20 protein-coding genes and 2 pseudogenes are annotated in these 20,656 nt (G+C 59.5%); 5 read left to right on the plus strand and 17 right to left on the minus strand.

The genetic code is table 11. The annotated features are described in order from the left end of the window. Positions 1-63 precede the first annotated feature (63 nt). From DCC27_RS08645 to DCC27_RS08660, 4 genes are all read right to left on the minus strand, one after another. Positions 64-366, minus strand: a complete 303-nt coding sequence (locus tag DCC27_RS08645) for an Lsr2 family protein (RefSeq protein ID WP_110110543.1) — start codon at positions 364-366, stop codon at positions 64-66. 158 nt (positions 367-524) lie between these two features. Beyond that, positions 525-716: a hypothetical protein gene (locus DCC27_RS08650; protein ID WP_110110544.1), complete on the minus strand. Its 192-nt coding sequence runs from the start codon at positions 714-716 to the stop codon at positions 525-527. Positions 717-718: 2 nt separating this feature from the next. Next, positions 719-2,215: a lysine--tRNA ligase gene (gene lysS / locus DCC27_RS08655; protein WP_110101574.1), complete on the minus strand. Its 1,497-nt coding sequence runs from the start codon at positions 2,213-2,215 to the stop codon at positions 719-721. A 6-nt stretch (positions 2,216-2,221) separates the two neighbouring features. Next, positions 2,222-3,112, minus strand: coding sequence for a LysR family transcriptional regulator (locus DCC27_RS08660; RefSeq protein WP_158278403.1), 891 nt, complete (start codon positions 3,110-3,112; stop codon positions 2,222-2,224). A gap of 104 nt (positions 3,113-3,216) precedes the next feature. Here DCC27_RS08660 and gabT point away from each other — a divergent pair, with 104 nt between their 5' ends. After that, the gene (gabT, locus tag DCC27_RS08665) at positions 3,217-4,518 is read left to right on the plus strand and encodes a 4-aminobutyrate--2-oxoglutarate transaminase (RefSeq protein ID WP_110110545.1); all 1,302 of its coding nucleotides are present in this window, start codon (positions 3,217-3,219) and stop codon (positions 4,516-4,518) included. Between the two features lie 20 nt (positions 4,519-4,538). On the opposite strand, the gene DCC27_RS08670 is transcribed toward gabT, so the two are convergent. Further along, positions 4,539-5,438 carry an IS982 family transposase gene (locus tag DCC27_RS08670; RefSeq protein WP_110099951.1) on the minus strand — a complete coding sequence of 300 codons (900 nt, stop codon included), beginning with the start codon at positions 5,436-5,438 and terminating at the stop codon, positions 4,539-4,541. Between the two features lie 117 nt (positions 5,439-5,555). Here DCC27_RS08670 and DCC27_RS08675 point away from each other — a divergent pair, with 117 nt between their 5' ends. The 3 genes and pseudogenes from DCC27_RS08675 (at position 5,556) to DCC27_RS08680 (ending at position 7,667) form a co-directional block, all read left to right on the plus strand. Continuing rightward, positions 5,556-6,119 carry a hypothetical protein gene (locus DCC27_RS08675; protein WP_110099950.1) on the plus strand — a complete coding sequence of 188 codons (564 nt, stop codon included), beginning with the start codon at positions 5,556-5,558 and terminating at the stop codon, positions 6,117-6,119. A 99-nt stretch (positions 6,120-6,218) separates the two neighbouring features. Then, a pseudogene (locus tag DCC27_RS12840) lies at positions 6,219-6,632 on the plus strand (zinc-ribbon domain-containing protein); the annotation flags it as partial. A 66-nt stretch (positions 6,633-6,698) separates the two neighbouring features. Next, positions 6,699-7,667, plus strand: a complete 969-nt coding sequence (locus tag DCC27_RS08680; RefSeq protein WP_246840074.1) for a zinc-ribbon domain-containing protein — start codon at positions 6,699-6,701, stop codon at positions 7,665-7,667. A gap of 169 nt (positions 7,668-7,836) precedes the next feature. Here DCC27_RS08680 and DCC27_RS08685 read toward each other — a convergent pair whose 3' ends face one another. After that, positions 7,837-8,301, minus strand: coding sequence for a hypothetical protein (locus tag DCC27_RS08685; protein WP_110100103.1), 465 nt, complete (start codon positions 8,299-8,301; stop codon positions 7,837-7,839). Positions 8,302-8,794: 493 nt separating this feature from the next. Between DCC27_RS08685 and DCC27_RS08690 the strand changes: the two genes are divergently transcribed. Then, positions 8,795-10,147 (plus strand): IS256 family transposase, encoded by a 1,353-nt coding sequence (locus DCC27_RS08690; protein ID WP_117328671.1) that lies wholly within the window; start codon positions 8,795-8,797, stop codon positions 10,145-10,147. A gap of 35 nt (positions 10,148-10,182) precedes the next feature. Here DCC27_RS08690 and DCC27_RS08695 read toward each other — a convergent pair. The 11 genes and pseudogenes from DCC27_RS08695 to folP form a co-directional block, all read right to left on the minus strand. Continuing rightward, positions 10,183-10,398 (minus strand): annotated as a pseudogene (locus DCC27_RS08695) (DDE-type integrase/transposase/recombinase); the annotation flags it as partial. A 276-nt stretch (positions 10,399-10,674) separates the two neighbouring features. Further along, positions 10,675-12,594: a M13 family metallopeptidase gene (locus tag DCC27_RS08700; RefSeq protein WP_110110842.1), complete on the minus strand. Its 1,920-nt coding sequence runs from the start codon at positions 12,592-12,594 to the stop codon at positions 10,675-10,677. Then, complete coding sequence (gene panC / locus DCC27_RS08705; RefSeq protein ID WP_110110843.1) at positions 12,587-13,477, minus strand: pantoate--beta-alanine ligase; 891 nt, start codon at positions 13,475-13,477, stop codon at positions 12,587-12,589. Before panC ends, DCC27_RS08700 begins: the two co-directional genes overlap by 8 nt. 38 nt (positions 13,478-13,515) lie before the next feature. Continuing rightward, complete coding sequence (locus tag DCC27_RS08710; protein ID WP_110110859.1) at positions 13,516-14,958, minus strand: APC family permease; 1,443 nt, start codon at positions 14,956-14,958, stop codon at positions 13,516-13,518. A 98-nt stretch (positions 14,959-15,056) separates the two neighbouring features. Then, the gene (locus tag DCC27_RS08715; RefSeq protein ID WP_110101594.1) at positions 15,057-15,977 is read right to left on the minus strand and encodes a Rossmann-like and DUF2520 domain-containing protein; all 921 of its coding nucleotides are present in this window, start codon (positions 15,975-15,977) and stop codon (positions 15,057-15,059) included. Next, on the minus strand, positions 15,974-17,533 hold the full coding sequence (locus DCC27_RS08720) for a PH domain-containing protein (RefSeq protein WP_148707527.1): 1,560 nt from the start codon (positions 17,531-17,533) through the stop codon (positions 15,974-15,976). The genes DCC27_RS08715 and DCC27_RS08720 overlap by 4 nt, the downstream gene beginning before the upstream one ends. A gap of 7 nt (positions 17,534-17,540) precedes the next feature. Beyond that, positions 17,541-18,305, minus strand: a complete 765-nt coding sequence (locus DCC27_RS08725) for a PH domain-containing protein (protein WP_110110845.1) — start codon at positions 18,303-18,305, stop codon at positions 17,541-17,543. A gap of 63 nt (positions 18,306-18,368) precedes the next feature. Next, a complete protein-coding gene (locus DCC27_RS08730; protein ID WP_110099268.1) occupies positions 18,369-18,875 on the minus strand; it encodes a DUF3180 domain-containing protein in 507 nt (168 codons plus the stop codon). Continuing rightward, complete coding sequence (gene folK, locus DCC27_RS08735; protein WP_110099267.1) at positions 18,872-19,354, minus strand: 2-amino-4-hydroxy-6-hydroxymethyldihydropteridine diphosphokinase; 483 nt, start codon at positions 19,352-19,354, stop codon at positions 18,872-18,874. Before folK ends, DCC27_RS08730 begins: the two co-directional genes overlap by 4 nt. Continuing rightward, on the minus strand, positions 19,342-19,734 hold the full coding sequence (folB, locus tag DCC27_RS08740) for a dihydroneopterin aldolase (protein WP_110110846.1): 393 nt from the start codon (positions 19,732-19,734) through the stop codon (positions 19,342-19,344). The genes folK and folB overlap by 13 nt, the downstream gene beginning before the upstream one ends. Next, the gene (gene folP / locus DCC27_RS08745; protein WP_110101598.1) at positions 19,731-20,639 is read right to left on the minus strand and encodes a dihydropteroate synthase; all 909 of its coding nucleotides are present in this window, start codon (positions 20,637-20,639) and stop codon (positions 19,731-19,733) included. The genes folB and folP overlap by 4 nt, the downstream gene beginning before the upstream one ends. Positions 20,640-20,656: the final 17 nt, after the last annotated feature.

The following is a 20,656-nucleotide window of genomic DNA, read 5'->3' on the forward strand; positions in this document are numbered from 1 at the left end:
TATTGCTCTCGATCCTACTGTCCAATAACCAGTTCGTTGATGGCTGTTCGCGTGTGGGGGAACCTAACGTTTATGCGCGTTCCGGTAGGCTTCTTCAATATCCCGATGCAGGCGACCACGACGGGAGACGTTATAACCGTTCTTTCTGGCCCATTCCCGAATTTTTGCTGCTTCATTTCTAGGAGCCGGCGGCGCAATCGATTCCGCTTTGCGGATATAGGGCTTCAGCAATTTTCGGAAAGCGTCGGCATTCTCTTTCGACAGATCAATTTGATAATGGCGACCGTCAAATCCGAAGATTAAGGTCTCATCGGCCGGTGAACCATCTAAATCATCGATCAAAACAACTTCGGTTTTGCGTGCCATTTGTATCCTCAATTCGCCGTAAATGGTGTTTGACAGCTGTTGAGAATAAGTCTAGAGCAGTTATTGCTCTGGATAAACCTTGAAAAGTAATTTATGTCTAATATTTCACCGGATTCACATGGAATATCGTTCCCAGGACAGGCGTGACGAAGACTGGCTCAGTTCTGCCCGGTATCGGATTTCTCAGCCTTACCACGTGCCCACTCCTGGGCCTCTTCTTCTTCAGCGCGCGCTTTGGCAGAGCGTTCCTTGGCGTCGCCACGAAATAATGAATGCATGATGAGCCAAAAAATCAGCCCCACCCCGATCGACGGGGCCAGAACTGAGAAATACTCCCAGAAAGTTTCCATTTTTAGGCCTCAGGTTTCAGCAGAGGGAACAAAATTGTCTCTCGAATTCCCGCACCGGTCAGTAACATGACCAATCGATCAATGCCCATACCCAAGCCACCCATGGGGGGCGCACCATATTCCAAGGCGCGCAGGAAATCCTCGTCCAGTTGCATGGCTTCTTCATCACCGGCTGCAGCTGCCAAGGATTGGGCGGTCAAGCGTTCGCGCTGAATCACCGGGTCGATCAGCTCCGAAAAGGCCGTGCCGATCTCGGTCCCGCCGATAATCAGGTCCCATGCTTCGATAACGCGGGGCTCTTCCGGGTGGGGGGAGGCCAGTGGTTGGGCCGAGGGCGGGTAGTGATAGACGAAGGTGGGATTGATCAGTGTGGGTTCGACGATCTCACCGAAGAGTTCAATCACCAGCTTCTCCGCGTCCCACTTCTCATCGATGGAGACCTGGTGTTTTTCGGCGATCTCACGCAAGGTCGCCACATCGGTATCGGGGGTGATCTGCTGACCGACGGCCTCAGACAGGCCGGGGTAGACCTCGATCCAGTTCCAGTCGCCTGACAGATCGGCAGTACCACGTGGGGTCTCGATGTGGTGGCCCAGACCGACGGCGTCCACGGCACGCAGGATAATGGTCTTAATCCGTTCGGCCATCCCGTACATATCGGAGTAGGCCTCATAGGCCTCGACGGTGGTGAATTCCGGGGAGTGGGTCGAGTCGACACCTTCGTTGCGGAAGACCTTTCCGATCTCAAAAACCCGATCGATACCACCGACCACAGCACGCTTGAGGTAGAGCTCGGTGGCGATGCGCAGGGTCATGTTTTGATCAAAAGCGTTCAGATGGGTTTCGAAGGGGCGAGCTTGGGCGCCACCGTGGACCAGTTGCAAGATGGGCGTTTCGATCTCGGTGTAGTCGGCATCTTCAAGCGTGCGGCGCACCGCGCGGGTAATCGCCGCCCGTTTGTGCACCATTTCGCGGGCTTCGGGGCGCACGATCAGATCCGCGTAACGCTGGCGGACTCGGGTCTCTTCGTTCAGGTCGGCGAAGAGTACCGGCAGAGGGTTCAGTGCCTTCGAGGCCATCTGCCAGGTGTCAACCATGATCGACAGTTCCCCGCGGCGAGAGGAGATGATCTCACCGGTTACCGCGAGGTGATCGCCCAGATCGACCAGGTGCTTATAGTCGGCGAGCGCTTCTGCACCGACCCGAGCCTGGGAGAGCATCACTTGCAGGCGCACACCGGATCCGTCGGATCCGCCTTCCTGCAACGCCGCAAAGCACAGCTTGCCGGAGTTGCGCTGGAAGACGACGCGACCGGCGACCGAGACGATCTGGCCGGTTTCGGCACCGGCTTCCAAGTCGCTGTAGTGGTCGCGAATGTATTCCAGGGTATGCGTGCGAGGCACCTGGTGCGGATAGGCCGGAACCCCGGCCTGCAGAAGTTCTGCGCGCTTATTGCGACGCACCTGGCGCTGGTCACGGGTATCTGAAGGGGTGCTCACAGGTGTTCAGTCTAGCGAAGGGTATTTCTGTGTGCAGAATACGGCTAATTGGTGAACGAATTCTGCGATCTCTCGGCGGGCATAATGATCGGGTTTCACCATGGCACACAATTCCATCGACAACGGTTGGCCCCGGTGGATGATCCGCAACGGTTTCAGCCCGAAGGCTGGGTCATCGGTGACGACCGCGACACCACCGCCGGTGGCGACCAGGGCTTGGGCGACCTGTCCCGAGTTGGTCTCTTGTACCTGGTGGAGCACGAGGTTCTCCAGTTCCAAGGCGGCGTCGAGTTTCCGGCGAGCGGCGAAATTCCGGGTGGGGACCGACAGGGATTCTTCGGTCAGTTCGGCCAGCTCAATCTCGGTGCGCGAGGCCCACCGATGGGTGCTTGCCACATGGGCCCAGACCGGCAGGTTCAGCAACTCGGTACTGGTGACAGTGTCATCGGGTTCGGCCGGGAAGATCACCACGTCGTGGGTTTCCACCGCCTCACGGATGCGTAAATCCAGGGCGGCTTCGGTGACCGAGGTGCGCGGGCGATCCGGGCCGAGGGTGGCCACAAACGGAATGATGATGTCGATCAGTGTGGTGCCCGGGGCGACCACGGACAACTCGCGAAGAGTGCCGTCACGCAGATAGGCCAGATGATGTCCGGCCTGATCGTGTTCTCTTAACAGGTGACGGGCGGTGGGCAGGAAAGCCCGACCCGCTGAGGTGAGTGCCAAGCCTGGGCCACGGCGTTCCAACAGCTGAATCTCATGGTCGCGTTGTAATTTCTGCAACCGGCGCGTCAGAGCCGGTTGGGTGATCGACAGCTGGTCGGCGGCCTCGGAGACCGAGCCGGCATCGGCCACGGCGACAAAGGCGTGGACATGGGACAGATCAAGACCAGTCATGCACGTTAAGCATAATTGATATGTTTCCGATCTATTAGACATGCATAGCTACCCGGGGTGACAATAGACACAAAACTAGTACCACATCACGGAAAGGAAGTGTTATGTCTATTGAACAGTCCCGTCGTCTGGTGACCGAGTTGCCCGGTCCGAAGGCGAAAGAATTAGCTGCCCGTCAGGCTCAGTACGTCTCACCTGCTGTGGCCTCATCGACCCCGACGTTCGCTGCGCAAGCCTTTGGCGGAATCATTGAAGACGTTGACGGCAACCGCTTGATCGACTTGGGTGCCGGTATTGCGGTGACCTCGGTGGGTGCTGCGCATCCGAAAGTGGTTCGCGCCGTGCAAGATCAGGTCGCCCACTTCACCCACACCTGTTTTATGGTGACTCCGTATGAGGGGTATGTGCAGCTGGCGGAGAAACTGGACCAGCTGGTGCCGATTGCGGGACAGACTCGGACGGTGTTGCTCAATTCCGGTGCTGAGGCGGTGGAGAACGCGGTCAAGATTGCCCGGGCGCACACCGGCCGTCAGGCGGTGGCGGCGTTTGATCATGCCTATCACGGTCGCACCACGCTGACCATGGCGCTGACGGCGAAGAATATGCCCTATAAGGATTCGTTCGGCCCGTTCGCCCCGGAGGTCTACCGTGTGCCCGGGTCTTATCCGTATCGGGATGGACTCGATGGCGCCCAGGCGGCCGAGCAGGCTATCGCACGTCTGGAGACCCAAGTGGGCGCGAAGAATCTGGCCGCGGTGATAATGGAACCGGTCCAGGGTGAGGGCGGATTCATTGTGCCGGCCGAGGGCTTTTTGCCTCGGATCGTGCAGTGGTGTCGGGACCACGGCATTGTGTTTATTGCCGATGAGGTGCAGACCGGTTTTGCTCGCACCGGGGCGATGTTTGCCTCCGAGATCGAAGGGATTGAGCCGGACCTGATCACCATGGCCAAGGGTATTGCCGGGGGCATGCCGCTGTCGGCGGTGACCGGTCGGGCGGAGATCATGGATTCGGTCCACGCCGGCGGTCTGGGTGGCACGTACGGTGGGAACCCACCGGCGGTGGCAGCAGCGCTGGCCGCGATCGAGGTGTACGACGAGGAACAGCTGGCCGCCAAGGCACAACGGGTCGAGGAGATCATCACCGCGTTCTTCGATGATCCGCGGATCGGTGAGATCCGTGGTCGCGGGGCGATGATGGCTCTTGAGCTGGTGCACCCGGAGACCAAGCAGCCGGATGCACCCCTGGCGAAGAAGGTGGCCGCCGAGGCCGGCAAGCAGGGTGTGGTGACCCTGACCTGCGGGACCTACGGTAATATCATCCGGTTCTTGCCCCCGCTGGTGATCGACGAGGACCTATTGCGCGAGGGCCTCGGTGTGGTGGCCGATGCGCTGAAGAACGCCTAGATGATTAATTCCTATTGATTTTAGTGGTCATAAGCGATCAGGGATCGTTTGTTGGGTGCTCCGATTTTCCAGTTGTGCCAGATGCCGGCGGCCATGGCCAGCAGTTTGGCCCCGATTTTGGCTAAGAGTCCCTGGATGGTGCGGGCACCGTGGTGTTCTAAGCCCAGTTGGCCTTTGAGCGTGTCGAAGATGGATTCGATCCATTGGCGGATGCCACCAAGATTACCGAATCGTGGGGTTTCGTCTTTGCGGTCTGGCCACAGCAGCCTGGCGTGCAAGTCGTCGGTGATGAAGGTTTCAAAGGCCTTGCCGGAGAAGCCTTTATCGCCCAGGATCACTTGGCCCTCGGTCAGTAAGTGGCGGCTGCCATCCAGCAGGGTTTGAGTGATGGCGCGTTCGCCCAGTTTGGGATTGCCCAGCCCCCAGATGACCGGCATCCCGTCGGGGGTGCTGATCAATACCAGGCGCATGCCCCAGAAGTATTCGTTATGTGCCGCACTAAATCCGTAACCGGCATGGCCGGCTAATCCTGAGCGTTGCACGGTTTGTTTGGACCGGCCACACGGGATCGGGGTGGCATCCAACAGACGCAGCACCTCGTGCCAGGTGTCGGTGTCTTTGGCCAAGGCCACCAGGGTGGTCTGGATGAGCCCAAAAGCGGCCCGGATCCGTTTGTTATATCCAGATTGCAAGGGGATATACGGAAACATATCGCGCAGATGTTCTCGGGCGTAGCGGACCCATTTGGCTTCCGAGGACTCTCCTCGAGTCAGGTGCTGGGCCACTGCCAAACACAACAGCTCGGCATCCGTGAGCTGGTGTTTGCGGCCACGCCGAACCGGTGGATCATAGGCCGGGATGACTTTATCGGTGATAAAAACGTACAGTGTTATCAGGAGGGTGTTGAGTTGTTTGTTCACAACATATGCTTAACACCCTCCAACCCGCTTTAACAGGCCCCACCGCCTCAAGCACGACGAACTATCCGAGCATGAACATCCCACCGCACCGCAACGGCAATTAGGAATTACTCATCTATGTGGGGTGACATCGGTGCCAACCAGCTTCGTGGTAAGGCCACGGAGACGCGGAAGGTGGAGTTCTGGAAGCAGTACCTCCAGGAGGCGCTGCACACGCGGCTTGTCCCAGGAGAGCGTCTCGAGCTTCGCACTGCGATCTGGTGGGATATTCGTCTTGGACGCGTAGGAGACGAAGAGACACAGAAGGTTGTGATTGCTGTGGATACCTCTGGTTCCATGCAGACCTCTGTGCTGAACTACATCGCTGACTTGGTGGGAGAAGAGGAGGACTTGGAAATTGTCTGGGTGGCCTTCGACAGTGAGTGCTACCCGTTCCAGCCAGGCGATACCTTCCGTGGAGGCGGAGGCACGTCTATCGTTGACGTGGAACGATACCTCGAGGACGAACTCAACCACGACTACGACGCCGTAGTTTGCGTCACCGACGGTTACTTCAATCCCGTTCCGCCGAAGGAAGACCCGGAAAAGTGGGTTTTCCTGATCACCCCGGGTGGTGATGGTGACTGGATGGATAATGCCGGCATGACGGTATACGACCTTGACATCGACCAGGAGATTTAACTCCCCAAACTAAACCCCCGAAGCAGCAATACTGCGTCGGGGGTTTTCTCATGCCGCCGGCACTGTGTAGTTCTACAGGATAGAGAGGAATGCAAACCAGTGCCAAGAGGCAAAAAGGGGACGCACCCCAATCTGGAGGGACATTGCCCCGATGTCGCCGCAGAGTGGGACGAGGAGAGAAATGGCTTTCCAGCTAGCGAATGCTATATAGGTGCCGCACTAAAAGCGTGGTGGAAGTGCACAGAGCACGGACACGCGTGGGCTGCCTATGTGATTTCACGGGTCAAGGGCGCGGGGTGCCCGTATTGCGCTGGCCGAAAAGCGTTGCCAGGATTCAACGACCTTGAGCTGAGGTTCCCTGAGATTGCTAAAGAATGGCACCCGACATGGAATGGTGACACAAGAGCCTGTGATGTCATCCCTGGGACTACGAAAAACTATTGGTGGCGTTGTCTAGAGCACGGCCATACCTGGAAAGCCACCCCTTCGAATCGAACTCGGAATGGCACTAAGTGCCCATATTGTACGGGCAGCAAGGCGTGGCCTGGGTTTAATGACCTGGAGACCCTGCGCCCTGATTTGGCCAAGCAGTGGAATACCAAGAAGAACGGCGGCCGTACTCCCGACACCGTAACTATGGGCAGCGAGACAAAGTTCTGGTGGACATGCGATCTGGGGCATGATTTCAAAATGCATGTCTATCGCAGGAGCCGAGGTGGAGGCTGTTACTACTGCTCGAATCAGAAACTCCTCAAAGGGTTCAACGACCTGGAAACAAAGCGACCTGACCTGCTTCCAGAGTGGGACTACGAAAAGAACAACAAGATCGGGCTACATCCGACAACCGTCTCACCGCACAGCCACAAAAAGGCTTGGTGGAAGTGCAGTAAAGGGCATTCCTACGATTGCACAATTGGCAACAGGTCCAACGGCAAGGGAACTGGGTGCCCTTACTGCTCAAATAAGCGAATCTTGATTGGCTTTAATGACCTGGAGACCACTGACCCAGTGATCGCAGCCCAGTGGCATCCGACCTTGAACGGTGACGACAAACCGACGGACGTGACACGCGGTTCTAGCCAGAAGAAGCGCTGGTGGGAATGCCCTGACAACAAGGAGCACATCTGGAAGGCAACACCTGCCCAGCGAACAGGCGTCTACTATGGGCAGGGCTGCCCAGAGTGTTCCTCCCGGCGCGCGTCCAACATCGAAGCTGATCTCCGCGAGCGTCTCACTAGCGGCCCGCTTGGCTTGCCCAACGCCAAACGAAAGCTGCGGTTATTCTGGCGTAAGAAAACGTACATGGAGGTCGACTTCCTCGGCCAGCTAGGAAACTCAGACACCCGAATTGTGGTCGAGTATGACGGCGAGTACTGGCACAGCAAGAAGGGATCATTCGAGCGAGACGCCGATAAAAACCCAGGCGTTGCTGGATGCGGGATACCTTGTCGTCCGGATCCGGGAGGAGAAGCTTCCGCACCTGGAGTTGGAGCATCCCAACTTGCTGCAGTTCAACCAACCCTGGAGCTACGACGACACGCATGCTGATGACATGGCACAGATCGTGGAGAAGTGGGCGAAGGGTCGATTCGCCTTGGCTGCATAGCTGGTCCTGCGCTACTGGACCGACCACTCAGTAACTCGTGGACTCCTAGCATTAGAAGTCCACGAGTTACTGGCGGGCGGCGGGGCACGTTTTTTGCAGAACCGGGAGATGCTACGGGTCCGGGTAGTCCCGTTCGAGTTGCTGTGCGGTGATGCGGAAGGTCGCGCTCCACCATGATCCCTGCGACACGTCAAGTGCCATAGGAAGCAAGCTGGTTACCACGTCGATGTGCTCAGCGCCATCGTATTGGACGCCGTAACCACCCTCTGTCTCTTTCGCGTTGATGAGATGCCCGGGCAGATATACCCAGGTGCCACCAAACAGTCGGACGAGACCTTCACCCAGAAACCATTCATAGTAAGTGCGCATCTCGCTGCTCAGATCATTGGGACGATTGCCCCAACTTTCGAGAAACGCAACCTCCATTCGATTCAGTGATGCTGGTGCCCATGGGTTCTCTTCCGGCGCCGCAGGAAGCACTTCGATGTACTTCTGGGTGTTGATAAACTGGCGCGCCTGAGTCTGCCATTCCTTGATTCTTACAGAACTGGTGTCGGCTCCGATGTTGGTAGTCATGCGCGCACCAAGTACCAAGCGCTACCGCTTCGTTGGCATTCCAAGGTGTGGAAATCAGGGAACATGGCGTTATACGCCACCCGTGCTGCTTCACAGGCTGGTTTCGAAGTAAAGATTCGAATGACTGCACCCCACGCGATCTAGGGTTCGGCTACTAGTTCGTCGGTTTGCGCATCATCCGAGTGCTGCTCCGTGGCAGTAGGTGCTGTATTGGTCTGAGATTGCGCTAAAGCTGTGGGGGCGGATGTCATGCCAAGACCGGCTATGAGAAGGCCGATCAGGAGATTCTAGAAGAGTGTTTTGGATCTCGTGTCGGATCCGGTATTCGGAGTATCGTGAGTAAGTTCCATTTTCAACTTGATATGCCTTTCTCGTGAGGGGCGGCAGTGGCGATCCATAAAGATTCGCCACTGCGAAACTACCAAAGGTGATCGTGCGAGGGTGTCAGATTGTTTGTGTACAGAGTCATCGATGAGAGGACATGATGATGACCATGACAGATGATCGTGTTGATCAGCCTGGTGGGGCTGATGTTGTTGCGCAGTTGAAGGCCAGTGGCGCCTTGGACGAGCTTTTCGCTCGGATCGACGCCGGTGAGATCGAGCTGACCGGCAACGGTGGAGTGATTCCTGAACTGATCAAGGAAGCACTCGAACGGGGCCTGCAGGCTGAGATGACCTCGCATCTGGGTTACGGGCCTGGTGACCGGGAGGCTAAAGCCGTCACGGACCGGCTGGTCAATGCCCGTAATGGCTCGTATTCCAAGACGGTCGCCAGCGAGGTCGGCGATATCGAGCTGACGGTGCCTAGGGATCGTGACGGGTCGTTCACCCCGCGTCTGGTGCCTAAGGGCTCGCGCCGGCTGGGCGGGCTGGATGAGATGATCATCAGCTTGTATGCCGGTGGAATGACGATCCGCGATATCCAGCATCACCTGGCTGTCACGATCGGCACGGAGCTGTCTTACGAGACGATCGCCAATATCACCGACGCCGTGCTGGAAGCCGTTGTGGAATGGCAGAACCGGCCGTTAGAAGAGTTCTACCCCGTGATCTACCTCGATGCGATTCGGGTGAAGGTCCGCGATGGCGGGCATGTGCGGTCAAAAGCGGCACACATCGCTGTCGGCGTCGATCTGGACGGCATCAAGCACGTCCTGGGCATCTGGGTCCAGGACACCGAAGGCGCCGCGTTTTGGGCCCATGTCTGTGCCGAGCTTGCCAACCGCGGGATCCGCGATGTGCTCATCGTCTGCTGTGACGGGCTGACCGGCTTGCCAGAGGCTATCGAAGCGACCTGGCCGGACTCGCTTGTCCAGACGTGCGTGGTGCACCTGATCCGGGCAGCGAACCGGTTCGTCACCTACGGCGATCGCAAGGCGGTTTCACAGGCTTTGAAGGCCATCTACACCGCAAGCAACGAGGATACTGCCAAGGCTGCCCTGGAGGATTTCGCAGCTTCTGAACTCGGTCAGAAATACCCGTCAGCGGTCGCGACCTGGACAAACGCCTGGGAGCGTTTCGTGCCGTTTTTGGCGTTCCCGCCAGCGCTGCGGCGGGTGATCTATACGACGAATGCGATCGAGTCATTGAACTATCAGCTGCGCAAGGTCACGAAGAACCGCACTCAGTTCCCCACCGACGACGCGGTGGTGAAACTCTTGTGGCTAGCGATCTGCACGATCGAGGACAAACGCGCACGCCAACGAGCCAAGGAACGCGGCAAACCCGCCAGCCAGCGCAAAGCCGCCGGCAGACTCGTCGAAGGACAAGTCACCACGAACTGGAAACAGGCACTAGCCCAACTCGCGGCAGCCTACCCCGACCGAATGAACCCATACCTGTAAACCCAACCCCCGTACACAACAGAATTGACAACCTCGGGTTTTGAGGTCATCGACGAACCCCGATCCGCGTGCACCACCTTGGGAATCCCATAGACGCCAAACACGGTTTGCATAAATTCCTCCCCCAGACCAGCAGATTCGCGGGCATGAACGACACAGCCAACAATCATCCGAGAGAAGATATCCAGCATCACATAGGCGTCGTAGTAGATGCCCTTGACTGGGCCCGCCAACTTCGTGATGTCCCAGGTGATATGCCGACATCCGCATATCTCGTGTTATGCCGAGGTGTGGGTTATGCCGATACCTGTGACAGATCGCCGGATTCATGCGGGTGTTGGGCAGAAACTATCGGCATAATCATTGGACCGTGTTGGACTTGTACTCCATTCATTTTGGAGACAAGGAGAGCCAATCATGGTGGTTATAGGAAAATCGAGCCGAGTACAGGTGTCCGGCCCGATGGAAGCATATGTTGCGGGTTTCGAAGCTGAGCTGAAGAGATTAGGATTCACTCATCTAGAGCACTACCAGATGCTCACGCGCTGGTCCTCGTCCAGCCACATGTCATCCCCGGGTTGGGTTCCGAAGGCCCGGTGGAAACTGTCGAGGTTTTTCACCACCTGGTTGCACCGGAATTCATTGGGCGAGTGTGGGTCGGCGCTGATCCGGGTGATCATGGTTTCCCGTCGGGTCAGTTGCCGCCACACGGTGGCCCAGGCGATGAAGAATTCGCGATCGATCTCTTCGGTGGTCTCGCCCAGGTAGAGTTCCAGGGCCTGGTGGGCGATGCCCAGTCCACCCAGATCGCCAATGTTCTCGCCCAGGGTCAGCTCGCCGTTGACCTGGTAGTCGGGGGCTTCGGCCGGGTGGAGCTGATTGTACTGGTCGACCAGCTGTCCGGTGCGTTGTTGGAAGGCTTCCCGGTCGGTTTCGGTCCACCAGTCGTGCAGTGACCCGTCACCGGCGTAACGGGATCCCTGATCGTCAAATCCGTGGCCGATTTCGTGACCGATCACCGCACCAATGCCACCGAAGTTTTCGGCTGCCGAGGCCTGCGGGTCGAAGAACGGCGGTTGCAGGATGGCGGCGGGAAACACGATGGCGTTTTCCACCGGAGAGTAGTAGGCGTTGACCGTTTGCGGGGTCATGTGCCACTCCTCGGGGTCGGGTCCTTCCTCGATCTTGGCCAGGTCACGATCGAAGTGGAAGGCCGAGGCTGAACGCACCGAGCGCATCAGGTCGTCGTGGAAGACCTCCATGGCCGAGTAATCCTCCCACTTCACCGGGTAGCCGACCATCGGGTTGAACTGCTCAAGTTTTTCCAGAGCCCGCTGGCGAGTTTCGGAGCTCATCCAGTCCAGGGAGCTAATGGAGTTGCGGTAGGCCTTCAGCAGGGTGGCCACCAACTCGTCGATGGCTTCTTTATGACCGGCCGGGAAGTGTTTGGCCACATACAGCTGGGCGACATCTTCACCCACGGCACCGTTGACGAAGGAGACCGCACGCTTCCACCGGGCCTTGACCTCTTGGGTGCCGGCCAGCTTCCGGCCGTAGAAATCGAAGTCTTCATTCACCAGGTCGTCACTCAAATACGGCGCCGAAGAAGAGATGACTTGGAATTGGAGCCACAGTTTCCAGGTGTCCAGTGGCTCATCGTGGAGGAGCTGGTTGATGCCGGTGAGAAAGTCCGGTTGCCAGGCCACCACTTCGGAGAAGTCATCGGCACCCAGGGCGGCCAGATAGGTGTTGGCCAGTCCGAAAACCTCGGTCAGATCCTCCCGGGTGAGCAGGTTGTAACGTTTCACCGCATCGCGCACGGCCACCACATCCCAGTGGTAGCCGGCGATCTTTTTCTCCAGATCGACCACGGCCGCGGCTGCGTCGCCGGTTTGGAGGTTGTCTCCCCCGATTCCGGTCAGGGAGAACATCGCGGCAATGTGGTCCTGATAAGCCTGCAGGATCTCGGCGAATTTCTCATCGCGGTAATAGGACTCATCGGGAAGGCCGATCCCGCCCTGGATCAGGTGGAGCAACATCCGTTGCGGGTCCCCGGCGTCCTGCATCGACCCGGCCGCGATCAGCCCCGAGATGCCCTGGCGCTGCAGCTGGGCCGAGAGGGCCACAAACTCTTCGGGGGTGGAGACGTTTTCGATCTGGCCCAGTTCGCCGGCAATGGGTTCCAGCCCCCGGGCTTCAATGGCGTCGGTATCCATAAACGCCCGGTACAGCGCGGCGATCCGTGCGGTGGGGCGGTCGGCGGGGAATTGGGTGGCGCTGGTGTCGAGCTCGGTGTTTTTCAGGATCTCGTGCACGGCTTCTTCGGCCTCATCGCGCAGTTCCAAAAAGGCCCCGTAGGCACCCTGATCGGCAGGGATCTCGTGGGTGTTGAGCCACTCACCGTTGACGTGGCGGTAGAGGTCTTGACGGGCAGATATCTCAGTCACGGGGTCTCCTTTGCGGGGGTTCTATCATCATGTTGTCGATCAAGCGCACCGGTGGCACCCAGGCGGCCACCAGGGCCAGGGCCGGGGTGGCCAGGGGTGCGGAGAGGTTATCGAGGGGTTGTAGCGTGGTCGGGTCAACGACCTCGAGGTAGTCGAGGGTGACCTGTTCGTCGGCAGCCACTAACTCCCGGGCGCGGTCCAGATCCAGGGGGTGGCCAGCTTCGGCTTGCTCGCGCAGAAAATTCAGTCCCTGGGAGAGTCCGCGAGCGCGTTGGCGACCGGATTCATCCAGGCGTTGGTTGCGCGAGGACAGCGCCAACCCGGAGGGCGCCCGCACCAGATCCACGGGCACGATCTCGACCGGGATATTTAGTTCCTCGGCCATCCGGGTGAGAATCGCTAGTTGTTGGGCGTCTTTGCGACCGAAATAGCTACGGAAGGCGGTGCCGGGCTCGGGGCGGAGGATATTCCACAGTTTGGTCACCACGGTGCAGACGCCGTCGAAGTGTCCCGGTCGGGAGGCACCTTCAAAAATCCGTCCCATCTCTCCGGCTGAGACGCTGACCATCGGTGGCAGGATCGGATACATCTCCTCCACCGACGGCGCAAACATCACATCGGCCCCGTAGCGGGTGACCAGTTCAGCGTCACCGGCTAGATTTCGGGGATAGTTCTGGTAGTCCTCATCCCGGTCAAACTGCAATGGGTTGACGAAGTTCGAGACCACTACCAGCTCGTTCTCGGCCCGGGCGCGTTCGAGCAAGGCCCCGTGGCCATCGTGTAGCGCGCCCATAGTGGGCACCAGACCCACCGAGGCCACGCCGGTGATGGCGGCGCGAGCCTGGTCAATAGTCTTCACAACGGTGACACTCACGCCTACCATGCTAGTCGCGATTGAGATCGAGGTGTTCCAGCATGGACCTACCGGCTTGTGCGGTCACGGGCCAAGCTAACCAATTCAGCTTCAGCATTCGGGCCGGGTTTGATCCCTCCGGGTACTCGGACGAAGAAGACGAGACCGATCACCCACCAGATACCGAAGATCAGCCACGGTTGCCAGTCCAGTGCCGAGGGCATGCCGGGCAAATAGACGGTGAACAGCGCGCCGGTGAGCACGATGGAGGTCCACCCAATGACTTCGCCTTTCCAGCCACGGCCGATGTTCAATGGCCGGTCCATGGTGGGTTCTTTACGGCGTAGGAGAACGAAAATCACCGAGACCAAGAAATAGGCGATGATGATTGAGGGCCCACCCGAGTCGACCAACCAGTTCAGCATGATTTCCCCGAAGAATGGCGCCAGGAGCGACAGTCCGCCAATAAAATACAATGCATTGGCGGGCGTCTGGTACTTCGGGTGCAACTTCCCAAACCACGCCGGCAGCATCCCGGTGCGCGATAGCGAGTACACCAAGCGTGAAGCACCCATCAGCAGCGAATTCCACGAGGTGAGGATACCGGCGATACCTCCGGCGATCAGAATATTGGCCAGGATTTGGGAATTGAACAGGGTGCCAAAGGCGTCAGCGACGGCGATGTCTGCAAGAACAAGATCGTTAACGTTCATGGCTGAGGAGGTGGTCAAGACCACCATGGCATACCACGCCGTCGCCATCAGCACGGAAATCACGACGAGCCAACCGATGCGCCGAGGAGGCACATTAACTTCTTCGGCGGTCTGCGGGATGACATCAAAGCCGATGAAAAGAAATGGCATCGCGATCAGAACTGCAAATATCCCTGCAATTCCAGGCGTAAATAGTGGTTCCATGTTTTCGGCAGATCCACGGGTGACCGACCCGAAGATCATCAGCACGCCCACGGCAACCAGAAAGATCACCGTGAAGTTCTGGGCGATAGAAGCCGGTTTAACTCCTCGCACGTTCAACCAGGTAATGATGATCGCAGCGACAACCCCTAGTAGCGCCCATGATAGATGTACTTTGTCACCGGCGACGTCCCACAGAGGAATCTGAGAGATCTCTGGGATTATATATGCGACGGTCCGGGGAAAGGCGACGGCTTCAAAGGCGACTACGGTCACATATCCTCCGGCAAGCGCCCAGGAAGCGATGAATGCTCCGCGTGGGCCCAAAGCACGTAACCCGTAGTTGTGGATCCCACCGGCTTTAGGCATTGCGCTGGTTAGTTCAGAGTAAACAAGACCTACCACAGCCATAATGGCGCCACCGATCAGCACTGCGATGATCGCGCCCATCGTGCCCGCTTGATCTAACCAACCGCCGGTCAGCACCACCCACCCGAAGCCGATCATGGCGCCGAAGCCCAGGGCTAACGCGTCGAGATTGGTCAGAGTTTTTGCCAGCGATACATCACCGGTTCGTTGCGAGCTCGATCCGGACATCATGCCTCTTTCAGATAAACACCCTCCATGCTAATAGTGACCTATATTACACAGTTGCTCGAATATGTGTGACCGTATTCATATATTGAACGTCCTAGCTACCCCAGGATCTGCTGCAGTGCGGTGAAGGTCTCGGTGCTGATGGCCCCACGGGCGTGGGCACGGCGGGCAGTGGCCAGCGACAGTGAACGGTAGCTGGTTAACACCTCAGCGAGCTCGGGGTGGGCTTCGGCGACGGCACTCAGGGCGTTCACGTGGTCGGCTACGGTGCCCACGTCACCGCGGGCGACCGGGCCGGTGAGCGCCTGATCGCCAGAGCTCAGCGCATTATCCAGAGTGGCGTTCATCAGTTGCCCCAGGACCGCCGAGGTGTCCTCGATACCGATGGATTCCAGGATCTGGGCGGCTTCGGCGGTGAGGGTCACCAAGTGGTTGGAGGCGTGGGAGAGCGCGGCGTGGTAGGTGGCCCGGTGCTGTTCAGGCACCACCACCGGGGTGCCACCGAGTTCGGTCACCAAGGCTTGGGCAATCGGCAGGGTAATGGGATCGGCGGTGATGCCGAAGGCCGTGCGGTGCAGTCGGGCCAGATCCAGGCTGAGTCCGGTGAAGGTCATCGCCGGGTGGATCGCCATCGGGATCGCGCCCTGGCTTCTGATCGGCTCGAGGACCGCTAAGCCGTGACGGCCGGAGGTGTGGACCATCAGGTGTCCGGTTTGCACGTGGCCGGCGGTGACCAGCCCGGCGACCAGCTCCCCTAGCACGTCGTCGGGGACGGCCAAGAGCACCATTTCGGAACGGCGCAGAATATCGGGAATATCGAGGATGGGAACCTCGGGCAACAGTGATTCGGCGCGGGTTCGGGAGGCGTCGGATACGGCGTGTACGCCGGTGATGGCATGGCCGAGGTCGCGCAGGGCTGCCCCGAGCACCGCACCGACTTTTCCGGCGCTGATCACCCCGATGCCGAGTCGGCCCGGTGCGCCCGCGCTGATCCCCGAGGCTGGCTCGTCGACGGTCACTGAGCGTTCTCCAGGGTTTTCTCGGCTTGGTCTGTGGCGTTGTCGAACCGTTGCAGTTCGGTGTCATCCATCCACCGGTCGCGGTCGGAGTAACGTCGGGCGATGGCGGCCACGGATTCTTCGAAGTGGGCCAATTGCACCCCGACGGCCAGGTCCATATGCTTCAGGCCGACGTCCACCGGCCCGGAAGCGGTCGGGAAGGAGATGGAGACCAGTGAGCACCAGCGAGCGCGGATGCCTTGGGCCAGTGAGGTGGACTGGATGCGGTCGTGCGGTAGCAGCGTGAGCGCGCGGTTGAATCGCCCAGAGCGTAGCAACAGCAACGACGGTGTCAGCGCAAAACCGTGCCGACGGAACTGGAAGGGCATCAGCCACCAGGATCGGCGGGGCGCGTTGATGAAACCGCCACGGTTGCCCTTGGAGTCTTTCAAGCCCGCGATCACGACCTGGTCCATTCGATCAACACCGGGGTCCGGGGCCAGGATGGTCAGTACCCGGAACACATCGTCCAGACTGCCGACCGGTAGCACTGTGGATTTGACCGAATCACCCGCGGCTAAACCGTAGCCGGCGGTATTGATTTTCAGCTCGTACCAGCCAAAGATGCGCCACAGTAGAGGTTGCCGGATCCCGACGGCCTGCACACGCCCGGGAGGCACGGTCTGGTTGACGGTCTGGACCAGACCGTAGGTGATTTTCAGGCCGTTGACACCGCGCCACACCGTGTAACCGTAGTAGGTGATGGCCGGAGCGATGCCACCGACCAGAGCGAGAAACACGGACAGTGGCAGCAGACTGATCCCGATGACGGTAATGATCCCCAAGATCGCGGGGTCGGTACCGAAGATCACCAGCGCGACAATCATGGCGAGCGCATAGAGGACCACGACCGCGAGGGGGAAGACCAGCGATGCCATGAGCGACGATCCGAAGAGCCTAACGGTGCTGATCCGTAGCATCGGTACCAGATGTTCGTCGTCCAGCATCGGTGCCACCGGTTGACCGGGGTCTGCTGGTTGTCCGCTAGAGGGCTGTGCGGAAGGACTCGAGCCATGCTGGGCGCCAGAGGCTTTGCGCAGAATTTCAGAACGGAGTTGAGTGGCCTCGTCGTTCTTAATGAATTGCAGGGTCAGAGCCGTGGCATCACCATCGGCAGCTTCCACGGTCAGCTCGGCCAGCCCGAAAATCCGTGCCAACAATGGTCGACGAATTTCGACAGCCTGAATCCGGTCCAGCCGCATCCGCCGGCGGGAGACAAAAAGCCATCCCTTGACTCGTTCTACCGCGTCATCGGTAATCCGAAACTTGTGGAACCGCCAGGAGAGGTAGGGGAAGATGATCAAGGCGGCGATCGCCAGCACGATGATCCCCAAGATGATGAACACACCACCCTCCATGTCGCCAACCTCCTGCAAGAACGTCAACACCTGCAAGCCGAGATTGACGATGATGAAGAAGAAAACCACCAGGATAATCGATCCGGCCGAGGCGATCGGTGTCAACGGGTGCATGCGACGCCATGGTGGCTCGGCCCCCGATTGGTGCTGTTGCGACATGGTCACCTCACAATCCAGCCAGGCGGGCCTGCCCACGGGCGGTGAGTTCTTCGCGCAGTCGTTCTGCTTCCTCCAGGGGAACCCCCTCAAGGACGGAGCTCGAGGCCGCGGTGGTCAGGGTCAGGTCGCAAATGTTGAAGTGGCGTTGCAGTGGCCCACTGTTGATGTCCACGTACTGCAGGCGACCGTAGGGGACCGCCATCACCCGACGGATCCACAGTCCGCGCTTGGTCACCACATCGTCCTCACGTTCGGCGTAGCCAATGGCCCGCACCTGACGTGGGATCAGGAAAAACTTGACGATATAGAAGATCAGTACGCCGGCGGGAAGGACCCAGAACAGTGCGAACCAAGACCCGACGTCCTCGAATTCAGCGAGGACAAAGGTCGCCACCACCGCCATGGTCCCGGTAATTGCCAACCCGATCAGCAGGGAAAAGATCGAATGAATGTAGCGCACCGTGATCAGCTTGGATGACACCGGAGTGAAGTCCACCCCGAAATCGAGTTTTTTCTGGCCGGATCGGTCAGCCCGGTCGGGATCCGAGAATCTCGGTGGTGGGGATTGGGCGAGAACGTGAGCCACCGAGGATTTGGGCGCTTGGGCGACCGGCTGTTTCCGTGCAGGCGCGGGCTGCTGGCGCTGATCGTCGGGCGGGGGCGACGACTGGCCCCCAGGCCGGGGTGGGTACTGTTGGTCTTCAGGAGAGGATGGCGGTGGCGTTTTCGGCCGTTGCGGTGGACGGGGCGGATACTGCTGATGATCAGCCATACTGGTCCGTTCTTTCCGTTCGGTTCTTGTCCGGTGGGTGCTTGCGGTCTTAAGGGGACAACATCAGGGCAGGTTACGACCGGCTTGAGGTAGCCCGGGCGACCTCGGCGGAGGATCGGACCGGTCATCCGATTCATCATCGGGCGGAATCTTACACCATTGCTCGACGACGAGGCCGATCACCGTCACCGCTGCACCGGTGACCACCATCATCATGGCATCTACCGTGGTTTGAGAGCCAATACCGGCCGCGGGGATCCGATCGATGAGAATCCCGATGTGCCATCCGGCGATCACCATTCCGGTGTAGGCGGTGGCTTGGGCGAGCACCACAGTTCGGGCCGCTGCCAGAGGATTCATCCGGGCCGCCGGGGGTTTCTTCCGATCGCGCAACACGCGGATCCCGAGCACCATCAACAAGGCTGCCACAGCGGTCAGGGTGATCACCGCGGCAATACCCAGCACCGGCACCGGTAGTCGGTAGGCGGTGGTGAGCAGAGTGCCGATCCAGCCGATCGCGGCAGCGATGACCAGGGTCAGCACCAATAGGCCGGGCCGGGTGGTCTTCATAGACGGTGCACCTCATCGGCATCGGTAGCAGCTTGGATCAGCTCGGTGATCGGTGTGCCATCCAGCGTGGCGTCGGGGTCGATCCAGCTCCAGGGCACCAGCACGAATCCGCGTTCGTGCGCGCGCGGGTGCGGTAGCGTCAGCTGAGGATCAGCGCGGTGTTGCTGATCGTAATCGATGACGTCAACGTCCAGGGTCCGCGGGCCCCAACGCACCTCGCGCCGGCGATGGGCGCGCGCTTCCAGATCGTGGCCAAAGGCCAATAACTCCTCGGCACTCAGTGTGGTGGTGATGATGAGGGTTTGGTTGAGAAAGTCGGGTTGTTCCACCGATCCGACCGGTGTGGTGCGCGCCAGTGGTGAGGCCTGCACCGTCAAGATCTGGGGATGGCCCTTCAGAGCCACGACGGCCTCAGCTAGCTGTCGCCGTGGATCGTGGAGGTTAGCCCCGAGCGAGAGCACCGCGGTTACTGGTTCCATGCCCGTCCACGCTCGATAGTGACGCTCACATCGGCAAAATCCGCCGGCACTGGAGCTTGCGGCTTGTGCACCGTGATCTTGACGTGTTCCACCAGTGGCTGTTCTTCCAGCAAGGTGCTGGCGATCTGCACACCGAGCGTTTCGATCAGGTCATAGGCCTGTCCGGAGATCAGTCGCTGGATCGTGGTGGCCACCTCGGCGTAGTCCACCGTGTAGTTGACCTCGTCGTAGGTGGCGGCCACCGACACATCCAGACTCAGCTCGGTGTCGACGATGAAAACCTGTCCGGCCTGTTTTTCAGAGTCCAAAACCCCGTGAAAACCGCGGCCACGCACCCCGGTGAGGGTGATCAGATCGTCGTGGTGTTTGTCTTCGCTCATCGAGCATCCGCCCAGGCGGTGGCGACCTTCACGGCGTCCAGATTAGTGGGCACATCGTGGACCCGCACCGCCCAGATCTTGCGCTGGGCGACCAAGGCCGTCACGGCGGCGGTGGCAATATCGCGCTCATCCACCGGACGTGGTTCGCCGTGGCGGTTAGCCAGTACAGTGCCCAAGAACCGTTTGCGGGAGGCGCCAACCAACACCGGATAACCCAGTTGCTCTATGGCCTCCAGCTGGCCCAAGAGCTCCCAGTTGTGCGCGCCCAGCTTGGCGAAGCCTAAGCCCGGATCGACGATCAGCTGGTCGCGACAGACCCCGGCGTTGGTGAAGGCCTCGATGATCTGGCCCAACTCGGCCACGACCTCGGCAGTCAGGTCCTCATACTTTGCTGCATCGTCCATGGTGGTGGCATCCCCACGGTTGTGGGTGAGGATGTACTTGGCCCCGGTTTCGGCGATCAGGTGTGGCATCTCGGGATCGAAGTTCAGTCCGGAGACGTCGTTGATGATGATCTCGCCGTAGTCCATGGCCGCCCGCGCGGTGGCGGCGTGGCGAGTATCGACCGAGACCAGCACGCCGGCCTTGATCAGTGCCTCCACAACCGGCAGAATGCGCTGCTGTTCCTCCTCGGCGGAGACCTCTTGGCGCCCCGGCGCGGTGGATTCGCCACCGACGTCAACCAGGTCGGCACCGGCGTAGTGCATGCGCAACCCGTGATCGATCGCCGACTCCACGGAGAAGTGTTCGCCCCCATCGGAGAAGGAATTATCGGTCACGTTCAGAATTCCCATGACCAGGGTGCGGGAGGTGTCCAACTCGGAGAACGTGGCGCGGTGAACCTTGCGCACCACGCTGAGCGGTCCGGTGGAAGGCCCGGTTCCGGGCACGGCTGCCATACTCATGTTCGTCCTTTCAACGG

The sequence above is a fragment of the Auritidibacter sp. NML130574 genome (assembly GCF_003185725.2).
Classification (GTDB): domain Bacteria; phylum Actinomycetota; class Actinomycetes; order Actinomycetales; family Micrococcaceae; genus Auritidibacter; species Auritidibacter ignavus.